The organism is Falsiroseomonas sp. HC035 (genome assembly GCF_050563525.1).
Lineage (GTDB): Bacteria > Pseudomonadota > Alphaproteobacteria > Acetobacterales > Acetobacteraceae > Falsiroseomonas.
Genome location: NZ_JBNXUN010000002.1, coordinates 209,180 through 224,532 on the forward strand (window position 1 = coordinate 209,180; position 15,353 = coordinate 224,532).

Annotated in this window: 7 protein-coding genes; 2 read left to right on the top strand and 5 right to left on the bottom strand. The window is 72.4% G+C overall.

Translation table 11 applies throughout. The features are described 5' to 3' along the window. The first annotated feature begins 69 nt into the window (after positions 1-69). Together ACLF3G_RS05460 and ACLF3G_RS05465 are read left to right on the top strand one after the other, a co-directional pair. Positions 70-1,719: a hydantoinase B/oxoprolinase family protein gene (locus ACLF3G_RS05460; RefSeq protein ID WP_430668328.1), complete on the top strand. Its 1,650-nt coding sequence runs from the start codon at positions 70-72 to the stop codon at positions 1,717-1,719. Next, positions 1,719-3,785: a hydantoinase/oxoprolinase family protein gene (locus ACLF3G_RS05465; protein WP_430668329.1), complete on the top strand. Its 2,067-nt coding sequence runs from the start codon at positions 1,719-1,721 to the stop codon at positions 3,783-3,785. The genes ACLF3G_RS05460 and ACLF3G_RS05465 overlap by 1 nt, the downstream gene beginning before the upstream one ends. On the opposite strand, the gene bcsD is transcribed toward ACLF3G_RS05465, so the two are convergent. From bcsD to ACLF3G_RS05490, 5 genes are all read right to left on the bottom strand, one after another. Further along, the gene (gene bcsD, locus ACLF3G_RS05470) at positions 3,770-4,249 is read right to left on the bottom strand and encodes a cellulose biosynthesis protein BcsD (protein ID WP_430668330.1); all 480 of its coding nucleotides are present in this window, start codon (positions 4,247-4,249) and stop codon (positions 3,770-3,772) included. The two genes, ACLF3G_RS05465 and bcsD, sit on opposite strands and share 16 nt — an antisense overlap. Before the next feature lie 159 nt (positions 4,250-4,408). Then, complete coding sequence (locus tag ACLF3G_RS05475) at positions 4,409-8,308, bottom strand: cellulose synthase subunit BcsC-related outer membrane protein (protein ID WP_430668331.1); 3,900 nt, start codon at positions 8,306-8,308, stop codon at positions 4,409-4,411. Then, the gene (gene bcsA / locus ACLF3G_RS05480; RefSeq protein WP_430668332.1) at positions 8,305-13,227 is read right to left on the bottom strand and encodes a UDP-forming cellulose synthase catalytic subunit; all 4,923 of its coding nucleotides are present in this window, start codon (positions 13,225-13,227) and stop codon (positions 8,305-8,307) included. Before bcsA ends, ACLF3G_RS05475 begins: the two co-directional genes overlap by 4 nt. Beyond that, positions 13,224-14,024: a cellulose biosynthesis protein BcsQ gene (bcsQ, locus tag ACLF3G_RS05485; protein ID WP_430668333.1), complete on the bottom strand. Its 801-nt coding sequence runs from the start codon at positions 14,022-14,024 to the stop codon at positions 13,224-13,226. The genes bcsA and bcsQ overlap by 4 nt, the downstream gene beginning before the upstream one ends. 19 nt (positions 14,025-14,043) lie before the next feature. Beyond that, the gene (locus ACLF3G_RS05490) at positions 14,044-15,345 is read right to left on the bottom strand and encodes a hypothetical protein (protein WP_430668334.1); all 1,302 of its coding nucleotides are present in this window, start codon (positions 15,343-15,345) and stop codon (positions 14,044-14,046) included. Between the last annotated feature and the right edge of the window lie 8 nt (positions 15,346-15,353).

The window sequence follows — 15,353 nt, forward strand, 5'->3', positions numbered from 1 at the left end:
GGCCGCCAGGGCCGCCAGACCACCCACCGCCCGCTTGACGCATGCCAGCCCAGGCAGGACCGTCGGGGCATGACCGAAACCGCTCCTGATCCCGTCACCCTCGCCGTGCTCGAGAACCGCTTCCGGGCGGTGGTGGAGGAGATGGGGGAGGCGCTGCTGCGCACCGCGACCTCCCAGATCCTGAACTCCTCCCGCGATTTTTCCATCGCGCTGTGCGACGCGCGCGGCCGGCTGGTGGCGCAGGCGGACCACATCCCGGTGCATGTCGGCGCCATGCCCTTCGCGGCGGAGGCGGTGCTGGCAGCGTTTCCGGGCCAGATGCGCCCCGGCGACTGCTTCCTGCTGAACGACCCCTGGCACGGCGGCAGCCACCTGCCGGATTTGACGATCGTGTTGCCCGTCTTCGAGGAAGGGGCGCTGGTTTTCCTTTGCGTCGTCCGCGCCCACCAATCCGACATCGGCGGCGCCACCCATGGCGGCTACAACCCGGGCGCCACCGAAATCTGGCAGGAGGGCCTCCGCATCCCGCCGATCCGGCTCGGCGAGGGCGACACGCTGCGGGAGGATCTGGTCGCCATGCTGGCGCTCAACACCCGCATCGCCCGCGATTTCCGCGGCGACCTGATGGCGATGTGGGGCTCGGCCCGGCTCGGCGCGAAACGGCTGGAGGCGCTGCTGGCCAGCCACGGCGCCGCCAGGCTGAACGCGGCGGTGGAGGCTATCCTCGACCTTGCCGAGGCGCATGCCGGGCGCATCATCTCCGGCTGGGCGGACGGTACCTACCACGGCGAGGCGGTGCTGGACGATGACGGGCATGGCGCCGAGGACGTGACGATCCGCGCCACCGTCACCAAGCAGGGCGCCACGCTGGTGGTGGATCTGACGGCCAGCGACCCGCAGACGCTCGGCTTCGTCAATTCCTCCTGGCCCAACACGGTCAGCGCCGTGCGCATGGCGCTGGCCTACCTGCTGGACCCCGAGGTCGCCAAGAACGACGGCGCCTTCCGCCCGCTGACGGTCATCGCCCGCGAGGGCACGGTGGTGCGCGCCGCTCCCGGCGCGGCGGTGACGCTGTGCACCAGCCATTGCTCCAACGAGATCGTCGAGGCGGTGGTCAAGGCGCTGTCCAACGCCTGCCCGGAGCGCGCCATGGGCGGCTGGGGCAGACGGTTCCGCATCGCGATCCAGGGCGAGGACCCTCGGCGTCCGGGCAAGAAATTCGTCTGGCACCTGTTCCACGCCCGCCCCGGCGGCGGCGGCCACGCGAAGGGCGACGGCTGGTCCGGCGCCGGCGAGTGGCATTCCGCCGGCGGCCTGAAGTTCGGCAGCGTCGAGATGGCCGAGGCGCGCTTTCCCCTGTTCTTCAGGCGCCATGAATTCCTGGCGGGCTCCGCCGGCGACGGCCAGTACCGCGGCGGCCTGGGCGGCGAGCTGGAGCTGGTGCTGCAGACCGCCGGCCCGGCCCGCGCCAACACCGCGGGTGACGGCGCGCGGCACGGCGCGGCGGGAATGCTCGGCGGGCAGGACGGCGCGCCGCACCACTACCGGCTGCTGCCGGTGGCGGGCGAGGCGCGCGACCTGCGGACCAAGGAAGCCGGCATCGCTCTGGCGCCCGGCGACGTGCTGCATGTGCGGTCCGGCGGCGGCGGCGGCTGGGGCGATCCGGCCCGGCGCGATCCGGCGGCCCGCGCCGCCGATGCCGGGGAGGGGCTGGTCTGATGCGCCCGCCCTACCGGATCGGCTGCGACGTCGGCGGCACCTTCACCGACGTGGTCTGCATCGGCTCCGATGGCGCCACCCTCCTCGCCAAGGCTGCGACGACGCCGGAGGACCAGTCGCGCGGCGTGCTCGATGGCCTCGCCGTACTGGCCGGGCTGCTCGGCGTGACGCTGCGCGACCTGCTGGCGCACACGGAACGCCTAGTGCACGGCACCACCGTCGCCACCAACGCGCTGCTCGAGCGCCGCGTGGCCCGCATCGGCATGCTGACCACCGAAGGCCACCGCGACATCATCGAGATGCGGGAGGGGCTGAAGCCCGAACGCTACGACCTGCGCCTGTCACCCCCGGAGCCGCTGGTGCCGCGCCGCCTCCGCCTCGGCCTCCACGAACGGATCCTGGCCAGCGGGGAGGTTGCGGTTGCGCTGGACGACACCTCGCTGGCCGAGGCCATCGCGGCGCTGCAGGCCGAAAAGGTCGAGGCGGTGGCGATCTGCCTGCTGCATGCCTGGCGCAGCCCGGCGCATGAACAGGCGGCCGGCGCTGCCGTCGCCGCGGCGCTGCCCGGGGCCTATGTTACCCTGTCCTCCGACGTGCTGCCGCAGATCAAGGAATTCGAGCGCTTCTCCACCACCGTGGTGAACGCCGCGGTGGGGCCGATCGTCGCGCGCTACCTCGGCCGGCTGGAGACGCGGCTGGCGGAGGCGGGGCTGGCCGCGCCCCTGTTCGTCATCCTGTCACATGGCGGCGTCGCGCCGGTCGGCGAGGCCGCGCGGCTGGCCGCCGGCACGGCGCTCTCCGGCCCGGCCGGCGGCGTCGCCGCCGGGCTGGCGCTGGCGCGTGGCGGCCTTGGCGAGAACCTGGTCACCTTCGATGTTGGCGGCACCTCCACCGATGTCGCGCTGATCGAGGCCGGGGAAGCCGCGCTCGGCCGCGGCCGCGTGGTGGGCGGGGAGCGTATCGCGCTGGAAAGCCTGGACATCGTGACGCTCGGCGCCGGTGGTGGATCGCTGGCGCATGTCGGCGCCGGCGGGATGATGCGCGTGGGTCCGCGTAGCGCCGGGGCCGTTCCCGGCCCGGCCTGCTACGGTGCCGGCGGCACGGAGCCGGCGGTGACGGACGCCAACCTGGTGCTCGGCTACCTGGACCCGGCGCGCTTCCTCGGCGGCCGGCGCGCACTGGACCTGCCAGCGGCGGAGGCGGCGGTTGCGCGGCTCGGCGATGCGCTCGGCCTTCCGATGATGGACTGCGCCGCCGGCATCCATGCGCTGGCCAATGTCGCGATGGCCGATGGCATCCGTGTCGCCACGGTCCGTCGCGGCGTAGATCCGCGTGGCTTCTGCCTGCTCGCCTTCGGCGGTGCCGCGGGGCTGCATGCCAGCGCGGTGGCGCGCGACCTCGGGATGACGCGGGTCGCCGTGCCGCTGCTGGCGGCCGGCCTGTCCGCCTGGGGGATGCTACAGACCGACCTGCGCTACGAGGTGTCGCGCAGCCTGGTCGGCAGCACCGGCCTGCCGGAGGAACCGGCGCTGCGCATGCTGTTCGCGGAATTGGAAGCCGCCGCCCGCGCCCGCATGGCGGAGTGGATGCCATCCGGCGATCCCGGCCTCCGCCGCAGCGCCGACATGCGCTATGGCGAGCAGGTGTTCGAAGTCGGCGTACCGCTGGATGCCGTGCCGTGGGAGGTCCCTGGCCTGCCGGAGCACCTGGCTTCGGCCTTCCACGCCCGGCACGAGGCCCTGTTCACCTATGCCCTGCGCGGCGAGGAAGTGGTGCTGGTCACGGCGCGCGTCGCCGCCATCGGCCGGCTGCCGGCCTTGCCCGTGGCGGTGATGCCCGCCTGCCCGCCCTCCACGCCGATGACGCAGCGCCGCGCCTACATCGCGGGCGGCATGCGGGACATTCCGGTCTTCGCCTTCGTGGCGCTGGCCCCTGGCCAGGCCGTGTCGGGCCCGGCGATCGTGGAGAGCGATACGACGACGGTGCTGCTGCTGCCCGGCGACACGGCGCGGCTCGACCCGCGCGGGTGGCTGGAGATTGCGGTCGGGGGTCAGGCCCGGCCGTAGTGGAGGCGAGCCTCACCGGCGGCATAGGTGGAGATGACCGGCTTCAGCGCCGCATCGGCACCCGGCTGTTCCGTCAGCCAGCCGGCGTAAAGCCCCTCCAGCACCGCGCCGATCCAGCCGCCATCGGCATCGTCGCCGGCGCCGATGGCCGGTGCCGCGCCGTGGCTGACCAGCAGGCGCCGATGCTCGACATCGACGGCCAACTGGCAGTAGCCCCATTCGGCCGCTGCCAGCGCGTTGTTGATCTGCGATTCCAGCGCCTTCAGCGTGTCGCAATGCGGCAGCGGCATCGCAGCCGCCATGCGGCGGCCCACGGCGCGCAGCAGCGCGTCGCGGCCGGAGACGTCCAAATGTTCCTCCAGCGTCTCCACCAGCCCGCGCAGGAACAGGCGCCACTGCGACGCGACGCCGCGCCGGGCGAGATAGGCGGCCGTCGCCGGTTCCGCCGATGCGAGATCCATCATGCCCATTCCCATACCATGGCTCAGAAACGCGGGACCCTTGAAACGCAGAGCGTGCCGAGGTCGCGAATGTGGCCCACCACTTGTGTGTCACGCCGAAGGCGTGCCGTTGACCCGACGCACCAGGCAGCCGGAGGCTGCGTCGGCACCTGATGCCTCAAATCAGCGATCGAAGCGATAGCGGGCATAGACCAGGCCCCGCGTCTCGCTCCAATCCGCTGCCTGATCGAAGCGCAGTGCGCCGCCGATGCGCAGCTGCGGCGTGACCATGTACTCGATATCGCCGCGCAGACCGCCGGTCAGGCCGGTCTTGGACTGGCCGGAGTAGAAGGCATCCACGCCCGGTTCGCTGTTGGCACGGCTCTGCAACCCGCCCTGCAACCCGGTATCGTTCGGGAAGATGGGCGTGCGATCCTCGGTGAAGGTCGCGACGCCGATGGTGGCGCCAGCCCTGTAGGACAGGTTCTCGGACCGCCCGCGCCAGTCGATCGGCACGTTCGCCGCAATGAAGGACTGCGGGCTGAAGTAGCCGCCATGGCCGAGCGTGAAGAAGCGCAGGTTCTTGTCGTAGGCGAAGTAGACAAGGTCGAGGCCCGCGACCAACTCCTCCGTCGCCGAGCGCCAGATCGGCGTCTGGAAGCCGGCCCCGGCTTCCATCCGGCTGTTCTCCGCCACGCCCTCTCCGGCCATCGTGTAGTAGCCGCCGGCGATGTAGAAATTCGTCTCGCCGCTGCTGAACTCGATCTGCGCGCGGCCGCCGGTGCGCACGACGCCGCCCCAGATGGTGTTGCTCTGCGGGTCGCGCAGGCCGCCCCAGGACAGCAGGCTGTCCGTCATCGCGCGGCGCTCCGCGGTCAGCCGCAGCCGCACGCCGTCGCCGATCTCGGGCGCGATCTCCAACCCGCCGACGATATTTTCCTGCAGGAAGCCGAGCGGCGTGCTGCCGATATCAGCGGTGAAGCCGGACCGCGCATAGGCAGCGCCGAGCGCCACGCCGGACTGGCTGCTTTCGGTGTTGCGCGCCTGCGCCGCCTGCTGCGGCGTCAGCGTGCCCTGCAGGCCGGGCAGGGATGACGCAAAGCTGCCGAAGCGCCGCATCGCAGGCAGCGAGCCGGACAGCTCGCCATTGTCCAGCGTGACCGCGCTGGCGCGCGCGGTCAGCCGCCCGCCGATGCCGGGCACCGCGACGCTGCCCTCCGCGCCGACATGGGTTTCTGTCAGCGAGTCGATGCCGTCATCGCCCGATCGCACGCGCATGCCGATCGCCGGCGTCACGCGCGGCGCGGCTTCCTGCCGCACCTCGCCCAGCTGGCGGTTGATCTCGTTCAGCAGCGGGTCGGCCGGCTGCGCGCCCTGCGGGGCGAAGCCCTGGGCCTGGCTGAACTGCTGGCCCTGCATCTGGCCGCTCCTCTGGCCGCCTGCCTGCGGCTGGCCGAAATCCTGGCCCGCCAGCGGCACGCGGCGGAACGGGTTCTCGTAGCCCTGCGGCGCCTGCTGCTGCGGCAGGGTCGCCTGCGGCACCATGGACCCGCCGAGCATCCCGGGCGGGTTGCTGACGCCGATCTGCTGGCGACGCAGCTGCGCCGCCTGTTCCAGCGCGTTGCGCGCACGGCGCTGGTCGCCCCAGGCGCGGGCAAGCCGCGCTTCGAGCAGCGGGATGCGCGCATCGTTCGGCATCAGCGCCCGGCCCTCGGACAGGATGGCCTCCGCCCGGCTCCAGTCGCGATTGGCGATGGCGGCATCGATGGCCGCCTGCCGTGCATCGGTGTCCCGTGGGTTGCGGGACAGCACCGCCTCGGCGATGCGCCCGGCCTGCTCCGGCTCCCGCGCGCCCTGATACAAGCGTGCCAGGGCGAGGTTGGCGGCGGGGTTCTCAGGGTTCTGCCGCAGCGTCGGCATCAGCACGTCGAAGGCGCTGGCCTGGTCGCCGGCGCGGTTCAGCTGGTCCGCCGCGCGGATCGACAGGCCGGCGGAGATGCTGTTGGCCTGGCGCCGCTGGTCGGCCGTCAGCCGGTTGGCATCGATGCCGGAGGCGAGGTTTGCCGCCTCCTGGTTCAGCCCGGCTTCCAGCAGCGTCGACGCGCCGGCAAGCTGCGCCGAGGGCGCCTGGCCACGCTGCGCGATGGCATACATCCGCGCCGCTTCCTGCGCGCCGCGCGGATCGTTCATGGCGTTCAACGCGCGCACCGCCGCCGGCCCGGCCTCTCCGGTCGGGTCGCGGCGCGAGGCGATGGCGATCAGGCGGTTCCGCGCCTCCTGCCGCCGCCCGATTCGCGCCAGCGACGCCGCGGCCTGCACCTCCCCCTGCACGCGGGAGGAGGTCAGCAGCCGGTTCTGGTCCGCCGTGCGGCTGCGGGCCGGGATGCGTTCCAGCAACTGCACGGTATCGGCCGGCCGTCCCTGCTCGCTCGCGAAGATCGCGGCCGCATGGATCGTGTCCGGCGTCGCGCGGTTGGCCACCGTCGCCGCGATCATCTGGTTCGCCTCGGCCCCACGGCCGGAGCGGGCGAGCAGACGCGCGAAATCCAGCCGCGGCCAGGGATTTGCCGGGTCGTTCTGGATCGCCGCGCGCAGCAGGGCACTGGCGGCTTCCGGGTCGTCGGTCCGCTCGGCCTCGGCGCGCAGCGCCTCGGCGCGCACCTGGGGGGCATTGGTGCCACCGAGCCTGCGGAACACCTCCTCGGCCTCGGCGAACTTGCCCTGTTCCTGCAGCGCGTTCGCCAGGCCCGACATCGCCGCGCCGAAATTGCCGCGGCGTGCCAGGGCGGCGCGGTAGCGCTGCTCGGCCAGCCCGGCATTGCCCTGGCGCAGCGCGATGTCGCCCAGCAGCGCCTCGGCATCCGGCCGGTCGCCGCCGTTGCGCGCGACAATGCGCGCCAGCAGCGGCTCGGCCTCGGAGACGTTGCCGGCGGCGACCAGGTTGCGCGCCGCCTGGATGTCCGGCCCTGGCGTGCCGCCGCCGCCAGCGCCAGCCCGGCCCGGCGCGGTCGGCCGCACCGAGGCACCGGCCAGCGCCCGCTGCCAATCGGCGCGGCGTGCCGGGTCGGCCTCGATCGCCTGTTCCAGCAGCCGGCGGGCATCCGCCTGCCGGCCCTGGCGCAGCCGGATCAGGCCGAGGCCGCCCAGGCCGTCCGGGTCGTTCGGCTCCACCGCCAGCAGCGCGGTGAAGGTCTCCTCCGCCTCGCGCAGGCGGCCGGCATTGTAGTTGCGCCAGGCGGTAACGCGGGCACTGCCCACCTCGTCCACCGCGCCCTGCGGCGGGTTGCGGGCTTCCTGGAGCCGCCGCTGAATCTCGGCGTCGTTCGGGAATTGCTGCAGGTAGCCTTCAAGTGGCGTCACCGCCTCCGGCCCCGGTCCGATCCAGGTCAGCGCCTGGCGCCAGGCGGCGGTCGCGCTCTGCTGGCTGTCGGGGCGGTTGGACAGGCGGCGCAGCGATTCGATGCCCTGGGCGCGGGTTTCCTCGCGGTAGGTCAACACCTGGGCGTTGGCGAGCTGCACGGCGGTGTTGTTCGGGTTGCGCTGCGCGAGCCGGCCGAGGCCCTGGCGCGCTTCCGCCCAGCCGTTCTCGGTGCCGGCAAGGGCCTGGTAGTATTCGAGTGCGAAGCTGTCCGGCACCGGGGCACCGGCGAAGATGGTGCGGTAGCCCTGCACGGCCTCCGCGTTGCGGCCGGCCTGGGCCAGCTGCCGCGCCTGCGCCAGCGCGCCGGCATCCACGGTGGAGGTCCGCACCGCCACCTGCGCCTGCGCCGTGCGCGGGTCCGCCGGTGCATTGGCACGCAGCTGGCCCAGCGCTTCCTGCGCCTGCGCCACGTTGCCGAGTTGCGCCTGCGCCTCCGCGATGCCGGCGAGGGCATCGGCGTTGCGCGGGTCCACCTGGATCACGCGTTCCAGCGTGCGAACCACCTGGTCCGGCCTGTTCTGCAGCTTCCAGTAGTTCGCCTGGTCCAGCAGCGCCGTGATGCCGCGATCCTGCGCCGAGGCCGGCGCCGCGAGCAGTACGGCCGCCACCAGCGCCGTGCCGAGAAGGCCCGCCCGGTAGGACGAAGTTGTCACTCTGGTCATGTGGTCCTCGTCCGGAGACGGATGGCCGCGCGACGGCGCAGCGCCCAGTAGGCGGGAACGGCGACGATGGCGCAGGAAATCGCCAGCAGCAGCAGCAGCAGGTCCGGCCGGGTCTGCAGGAAGTATTGCGGCCAGATGTGGGGCGGCAGGGAGCCGACCGTGTAGTGGTTGCCGAGCGTGAAGCCGCTGATGCGGCCGGAGGACAGGATTGCCAGGTCACCCTGTACGCGCGGCGCCTGTTCCGGATCGCGCAGCGCCGCCAGCATGTCCTCCAGCCCCTGCGTCGTGGTGCCCGAAAGCGCCACGACGGAACGGCCGGAGCGCAGCGGGCTTTCGAAGCCCATCAGGATGCCGAGGCCATCGCCGGTGGAGGTCAGCAGCGCCTGCGCCTGTTCCCGCGCCACCCGCGGCTCGTCGCCCAGGAACAGGTTGCGGAAGCCCTCCAGCGCATCCGGCAGGGCGACGGTCAGGCGGTTGCCTTCCAGCCGCACCGGCCCATCCTCGCGCAACAGGCGCTCCAGCGCCGGCTGCCGGCCGAGCGGGCCGATCACCAGCAGGTCCTTGCCGGCGACGCTGTCGAGGCCACCGGGCCGCACCACCGTGATGCCGGTGGTGGCATGGCCGACATGGGAGGCGAGGCGGCCCATCAGAGTCAGGAAGGAGCTGAGCTCCGCTGCACTCGGCTGTTCCGGCACCACCACGCCCGTCTCGGTGAAGTTCGCCATGCGGGTGAAGGGGAAGCCGGAGCCCGCGAAGAAGGCGAGGTTTGGCAGCGTGGTGAAGCGGTGCGCATCGGACAGGTCAATGGTGCTGTCCGGGTCGATGCCGGCGCGCACATCGGCCGGCACCGCGATGCAGTCGCCACGGTGCAGCGGGCGTATGTCGAAGCGCATCTGCAACTCATTGGCGCCGAAGATCAGGTAGGGCGGCAGGCCGAAGCGCGAGGTCAGCCGCTCCGTCTGGCCGAACTGCCGCGTCAGGATGCTGAGCGGCCAGGGCGCATCCGCATCGCGCAACGGCAGGCTGCGCAGGTAGATGTCGTTCAGCGCGATGTCGAGACGGGAGACCGCCACATCCATGATCGGCCCGGGCGGGGAGCGGTAGTGCAGCTCCACCGGCAGCGGCCGGCCACGCCAGGTGTACAGGTCCGGCGCCGTCCGGAACGGCACCGAGATCGGGCCCGGCGCGTAGCCGAAGGCCTGGAGCTCGGACGGGTCCACCAGTTCCCCGAGCCGCACAGGCCGGTCGCTGCGCACCCAGCGCGGCGCGTCGTAGGGCTGGCGGGTCGGGACGCTGACCGGCTGCACCACGGCGATCTCGCCGGCCAGCGCTTCCTTGCTGTTCGCCAGCACGATCGCGGCCTGCGCCGCTTCCTCGCCGGTGCGGCCGCCGACGATCAGCAGCAGGCCGAAGCGGTCCGTCGGGTTCGGGATCAACGCCAGGGTCGGCCCGTCGAAGCGCGGCAGCGCGAGGCCGGGCACCGTCTCCGGTCCGCCGGCGATCACCACGGCATTGCCACGCTGCGGCAGGCTGAAGGAGACCGGGAAGCTGGCGCCTCGGTAATCCGCCTGAACCGCGAACCAGGAGGCCACGGTGGCGGCCGCCTTCAGCGATTCGTTGCTCACCGCCTGCGGCACCACCACCGGCAGCACCAGCGGCTCCCGCAGCAGGCGCGGGTCGAAGAACGGCTCCGGCAGGCGGGCCAGGTCGCGCTGCAACGGCAGGCGCTCCAGCGTCAGCTGCAGGGTGGAAAGGTCGGAGACGTTGGCCCAGAGCAGGCCCGAGAGCGGGTCGTTGCACTCCTGGGTATAGCGGCCGGTGAAGCGGAAGTTCAGCCGGTTCAGGTCGGCGAAGAAGACCGGGTTGATCGGGAATTCCAGCGGGCCGAAGGCAGGCCTGTTGCGGTCGGGGTTGATCACGCCGACGAACTGCTCGTTCAGCGCCATCGCCACCTGGCTGTATTCCGGGATCAACGCCGGGCTGGTCGCGCCCTGCAGGACCAGCCGCGCACCGGTCACCACCTCGTCGCCGCGGACGCCGAACAGCACGCCCTGAAGGTCCGATGTGCCGCGCATCTGCATCGGCGCGCGCAGGCCGAGCTGGCGCAGCGTTCGGGTTTCCGTGCGCGTGGAGCCGAAATCGCCGGAGGGCGCACCGAAGCTGCCGATGGCCGGGCCGCTTGGGCCGCCCACCGGACCGAGATAGCCCGGCTGCGCCACGGGCAGCGGCGGCAGGCCGGTATTGGCCGAGCCCGGCTGCGGCGTCGGCGTGCTGCCGAAGGCGCCCGGCTGCGCCGGTTGCCCGAACGGCGTCCCGCCGGGTTGTGCGGGCTGGCCGAACGGCGTCGCGCCCGGCTGGCCGAAGGGCGAGCCCTGCACCTGCAGCGGCACGGCGCCGCCCTGGCCGGAGGGCGCGCCGAAGGTGCCGATGCCCGGCGACTGCGCCGGAAGACCGAGCGGCACGGCGCCGCTCTGTGTCGCCGGCGCGCCGAAGGTGCCGACACCCGGGGATTGCGGCGTCAGGCTCAGCGGCAGGCCCTGCGGGCCTGGCTGCAAGGGGGCCGGCGGCGGCGGTGCGCCGCGCAGGTTCACCTGCGCCATCGCCAACCCCGGCGTCCCGAGCGCCAGCATCAGCGCGATGGCGGCGGCGCGGCGGATGTTGCTTTCGCCCCGAGCCCGCCGTGCCGTCGCGGCGGTCGCCACGGGCACGTCCGGCTGCTCGGCCTGCGCCGCCTGCTCGGCCTGCATCGCCACGGTCGGTGCCTCGACCCGCACCACGACCTTCGCCTGCTTGCTGCGGCGGGTGAAGAAGCGGAGCTGGCTGTCGCCGCGGAACAGGCCGCCGATGGAACGCGCGACCTCGCCCAGGCTGCGCAGCGGCACGTCCTCCCGCACGTCGTCCCAGTCCACCCAGGCATCGGCGCGGCCGAGCACGGCGCGAACGATGTTGCCTTCGTCGTGCAGGGTCTGCGCCGCGAACCGCACCTGCATGCGGCCGTCCTGCCAGCGCAGCACCTCGGCCGGGATCGCCACCCATTCAGGCCCGACGTCGAGTTCAAGGGTGATGTTCGCATCCTCCGGCACCGTCGCCGGGCGGGTGATGGAGATGGCGGCGCCGCCGAGCGAAAGGTCCTGCGTCTCGCCCTCGAGCACCTGGCCATCCGCCAGCACCACATTCGCCGCGATGACGGCGCCGACGCGGGCGCGTTCGCGCACCTGCCGGCGTTCGCGGCCGACGGCGAGGCCGGCCAGCACCACGATGAAGGACAGCGTCGCCCACAGGAAGTTCAGCGCGAAGGCCTGGAAGTCCAGGCTGTCCACGGGGTTCGTGGTCAGGCCGTAGATGCCGGACAGCAAGCCTGCGATCAGCGCCAGGGCGAGGACCATGTTCGGGCCGACGGCGCGCAGGTCGAAGAAGCCTTCCTGCAGCGTGCCGCCCTTGTCGGTCACGTTGAACTTGCCCTTCTTCGGGTCGAGCAGCGTCGCGAGCATCACCGGGATCAAATACAGCGCCAGCACCGTCTCATAGATCTCCGACCAGAAACTGTGGCGCACATGGCCGGACAGGCGGCTCGTCGCGCCCACGGAGTGCAGGATGTGCGGTGCCGCATAGGCAAGGATCGCCAGCGGCGAGGCCGCGATGATGCTTTCACCGAACAGCAGGAAGGCCAGCGGCGCCGTCAGGAAGACGAAGCGCGGCAGCGGAAACAGGAAGTGGAACTGCGACATGAAGTAGCAGCAGCGCTGGTGGAACTTCAGCCCGGCACCGAGCATCGGGTTGTCGATCCGCAGGATCTGGATCATGCCGCGGCCCCAGCGCATGCGCTGGCCGATGTGCAGCATCAGGCGTTCCGTCGCCAGGCCGGCTGCGAGCGGGATGCGGATATAGGCCGTGCGCCAGCCGCGTCGCTGCATCTTGAGCGAGCAGTGGCAGTCTTCCGTCACCGTCTCCGTCGGCACGCCGCCCACTTCCTCCAGCGCCTCGCGCCGGATCACCGCGCAGCTGCCGCAGAAGAAGGCGGCGTTCCAGAGGTCGTTGCCCTGCTGCACCATGCCGTAGAACAGCAGGCCTTCGTTCGGGACGCGCTGGCCGGAGGCCAGGTTCCGCTCGAACGGGTCGGGCGAATAGAAATGGTGCGGCGTCTGCACCATGGCGAGGTCGCGGTCGCGCAGCAGCCAGCCCACGGTCAGCTGCAGGAAGGCGCGGGTCGCAACGTGGTCGCAGTCGAAGATGCAGATGTATTCGCCGTTGGTGACCTTCAGCGCGGCGTTGATGTTGCCCGCCTTGGCGCCCTTGTTGTCGGCGCGGATCAGGTAGGTGCAGCCGACCTGCTCGCAGAATCGCCGGAAGTCGTCGCGGCGCCCGTCATCCAGCAGGTAGACATTCATCTTGTCCCGCGGCCAGTCGATCGCCAGCGCGCCGTAGACGGCCGGCTTCACGATCTCCAGCGGCTCGTTGTAGCTCGGGATGAAGACGTCGATCGTCGGCCATTCCTCGGGGTCCTCCGGCAGCGGCACCGGCTTGCGGTCCAGCGGCCAGATCGCCTGGAAATAGGCCAGCAGCATGGTGGTGATGGCGTAGATCTCGGCCAGCAGCAGGCCGGTGCCGAGGAAGGTCTGCAGGAAGCTGGTGAATTCCAGCGTGTCGACCATTCGCCAATGGATGTAGCGCAGGGAGACCAGGCAGGACATGAAGACGACGAAGATCGTCATCGCGCGCCCGGGGATCCGGTTCGCCACCAGGTACAGCAGGAAGCCCGCAACCGCGAGCCAGGCCTGCTGTTCCGCCGCCAGCGGTGCGACCATGAAGGTCAGGCCGATGATGACGCTGAGCAGCATCAGCGGCCAGGACACCCACCGGCGTGCCCAGGGCCCGCCGCGGAAGGCGCGGCCCTGTCGGAGGGAACCGGATCGGCTCATCGCGCGCCCCACCCCATCGCGAAGCCTTCCGGTGCCGCCGGCAGCGCAGCTTCCACGGCGCGCGCGATGCCGCGGATGTCTTCCGCGGCGCGCGAGTCGGGAGCGATCTCCTGCACCAGCTTCTGCATCGCCAGCGCTTCCGCCATCGTCTCGTCGCGGCTGACGGCGCCGAGCAGGCGCGGGCCGAGATGGCGTGCCACCGCATCCGCCGCGGCACGCGACAGGCGCGAATTGAGATCCACCTCGTTCAGCACCACGCGCAGCCGTCCGGCGAACAGTGCCGCCATGGTGCCCGAGCCGAGGAAGCGGCCGCTGTCGATATCCGGGATCAGCGCGGCGCTGATCGCTTCCGCCTGCAGCACCGCGATCACCATCGATGCCATCGGCACCAGCACCGCCAGCGCATGCGACGGACCGGGCGAGGTATCGGCGATCACGGTCAGGCCGGGGTCGGACAAAATGGCACGCATCGGCGCGGCGAGCAGTTCCGGGTCGCGCTCCAGCGCCGCCGCCAGGCCGAGCGCGCCGCGCAACTCCATCGCGCCATGCGGCAGCACCATCACGCCGGATGCGGTCTCCCGCACGCAGGCGCGCCAGTCCGGCCGGCGCGGCAGTTCCGCGGTGAAGCCGCCCATGTCGGTCAGCGGCACGCCGAAATGCAGCCGCAGCGTGTTCTGCGGGTCGAAGTCGATGACCATCACGCGACGGCCCTCGCGCTGCAACGCATCGGCCAGGTTGGCCGTCAAAGTCGTCTTGCCGACGCCGCCCTTGGGGGACGCGAAACAGATCAGCGGCATGGTCGGGGTAGGCCTCCCGTCAAGTCGTGGGGCGGTCTGCGCGCGGGGGTCGGCGCAGGGCGAGGAAGCCGTCGGCGGAATCGGCCGGTTCGGCAGCGAGAAGGCGCAGGAGTTCCGGCAGCGGCAGGTCGATTTCCGCCGCCAGAAGAATGCGTGGCGGCGGCGGCGGCGCGGGCGCCGCGTCCACCACGACGGGCGGCTCCGGTGCCCGGTACTCCGGTGTCCGGTGCTCCGGTGCCAGATAATCCGGTGCCCGGTGCTCCGGTGCCAGGTACTCCGCCACAGGCACGCTGGCCTGCATCCGGCGCGGCATCATGCCGCCGGGAAGGTCCAGCGCCTCAATCAGCGGGAACAGCATGCGGGGCGCCATGGACCGCGACTCCGGCGGCTTCGTCGGCGGCGGCGCGACCGAAAGCTCCGTCAGCGTCGAGAGGGCGGGCTTCGGAAGCGCTGGCGCCGGCGCATCGGCCGCGCGCAGCAGCGGCATGTCCGGGGCTGCGGCGGGCACCACCGAAGCCGGCTTTGCCGCGGGTTCGGGCGCGCGTGCCGGGGCTTCCACGGGCGCTGCCACCCGGTCACGCGCTGACGCCTCCGGGCTGACGGCAGGTGGTGCCGAAGGCGTCCAGCCGGACGCGACCGCCTGCGCGGCCGGCGGGGGCGGCGGAACCGGATCAACCAAGGCCGGAGCCGGCGCCTCCGGTTCTGCGGGCGGGGCAGGCGGCAGGACGGCTGCCGGACGCGGCGGCTCGACGGGCGGCAGGGGCTCGGTCCAGGCCGCAGGAGGTTCGGGCCAGGCCGCAGGAGCAGGCGGCTCGCGCCACGCCGCGGGAGCGGGCGGCTCGGGCCAGGCCGGCGCGGCCGGCTCAGGCCAGGCGACCGGCGGCTCGGACCAGGCAGCCGGCGGCGTCACCGGGCGGCTCGGCACCAGCGTCTCGGCACGCGCCGGCGCGGCAGGCTCGGGCCAGCTCGGCTGCTGCCACTGGCCAGGCTGCTGGGTTGCATCCTCCTCGCGGGTTGCCCATTGCGGGCTGGCCGGAGGTTGGGGCTGGGGCACCTCGTGAAACCGCACCGGCTCGTGCCAGTGGCCCGACGCCGCGGCCGGTTCGGCCGGCGGCTGCCAGGGCGGCGCCGGCGGCAGGCCCTGCTGCTGCCCGACTTCGGCGGCTGCATTCATCGCCGCACCCAGCAGCGCATAGGGATCCGCATCCGGCACGGGGGCTGGCGCCAGCGTGCGGACCGGCTCGTTGCCGAAGCTGCGGTAACGGATAGCCGGGGCCCGCAACGCGGCAGCGACCCGTGCTACATCCGTATCTTGGCGCATATGAGATG

Excerpts from the sequence above, each read along its gene's own strand:
- ACLF3G_RS05490 (WP_430668334.1), bottom strand. The coding sequence starts at position 15,345 with ATGCGCCAAGATACGGATGTAGCACGGGTCGCTGCCGCGTTGCGGGCC.
- bcsQ (WP_430668333.1), bottom strand. The coding sequence starts at position 14,024 with ATGCCGCTGATCTGTTTCGCGTCCCCCAAGGGCGGCGTCGGCAAGACG.
- bcsD (WP_430668330.1), bottom strand. The coding sequence starts at position 4,249 with ATGATGGATCTCGCATCGGCGGAACCGGCGACGGCCGCCTATCTCGCC.
- ACLF3G_RS05475 (WP_430668331.1), bottom strand. The coding sequence starts at position 8,308 with ATGACCAGAGTGACAACTTCGTCCTACCGGGCGGGCCTTCTCGGCACG.
- bcsA (WP_430668332.1), bottom strand. The coding sequence starts at position 13,227 with ATGAGCCGATCCGGTTCCCTCCGACAGGGCCGCGCCTTCCGCGGCGGG.
- ACLF3G_RS05465 (WP_430668329.1), top strand. The coding sequence starts at position 1,719 with ATGCGCCCGCCCTACCGGATCGGCTGCGACGTCGGCGGCACCTTCACC.
- ACLF3G_RS05460 (WP_430668328.1), top strand. The coding sequence starts at position 70 with ATGACCGAAACCGCTCCTGATCCCGTCACCCTCGCCGTGCTCGAGAAC.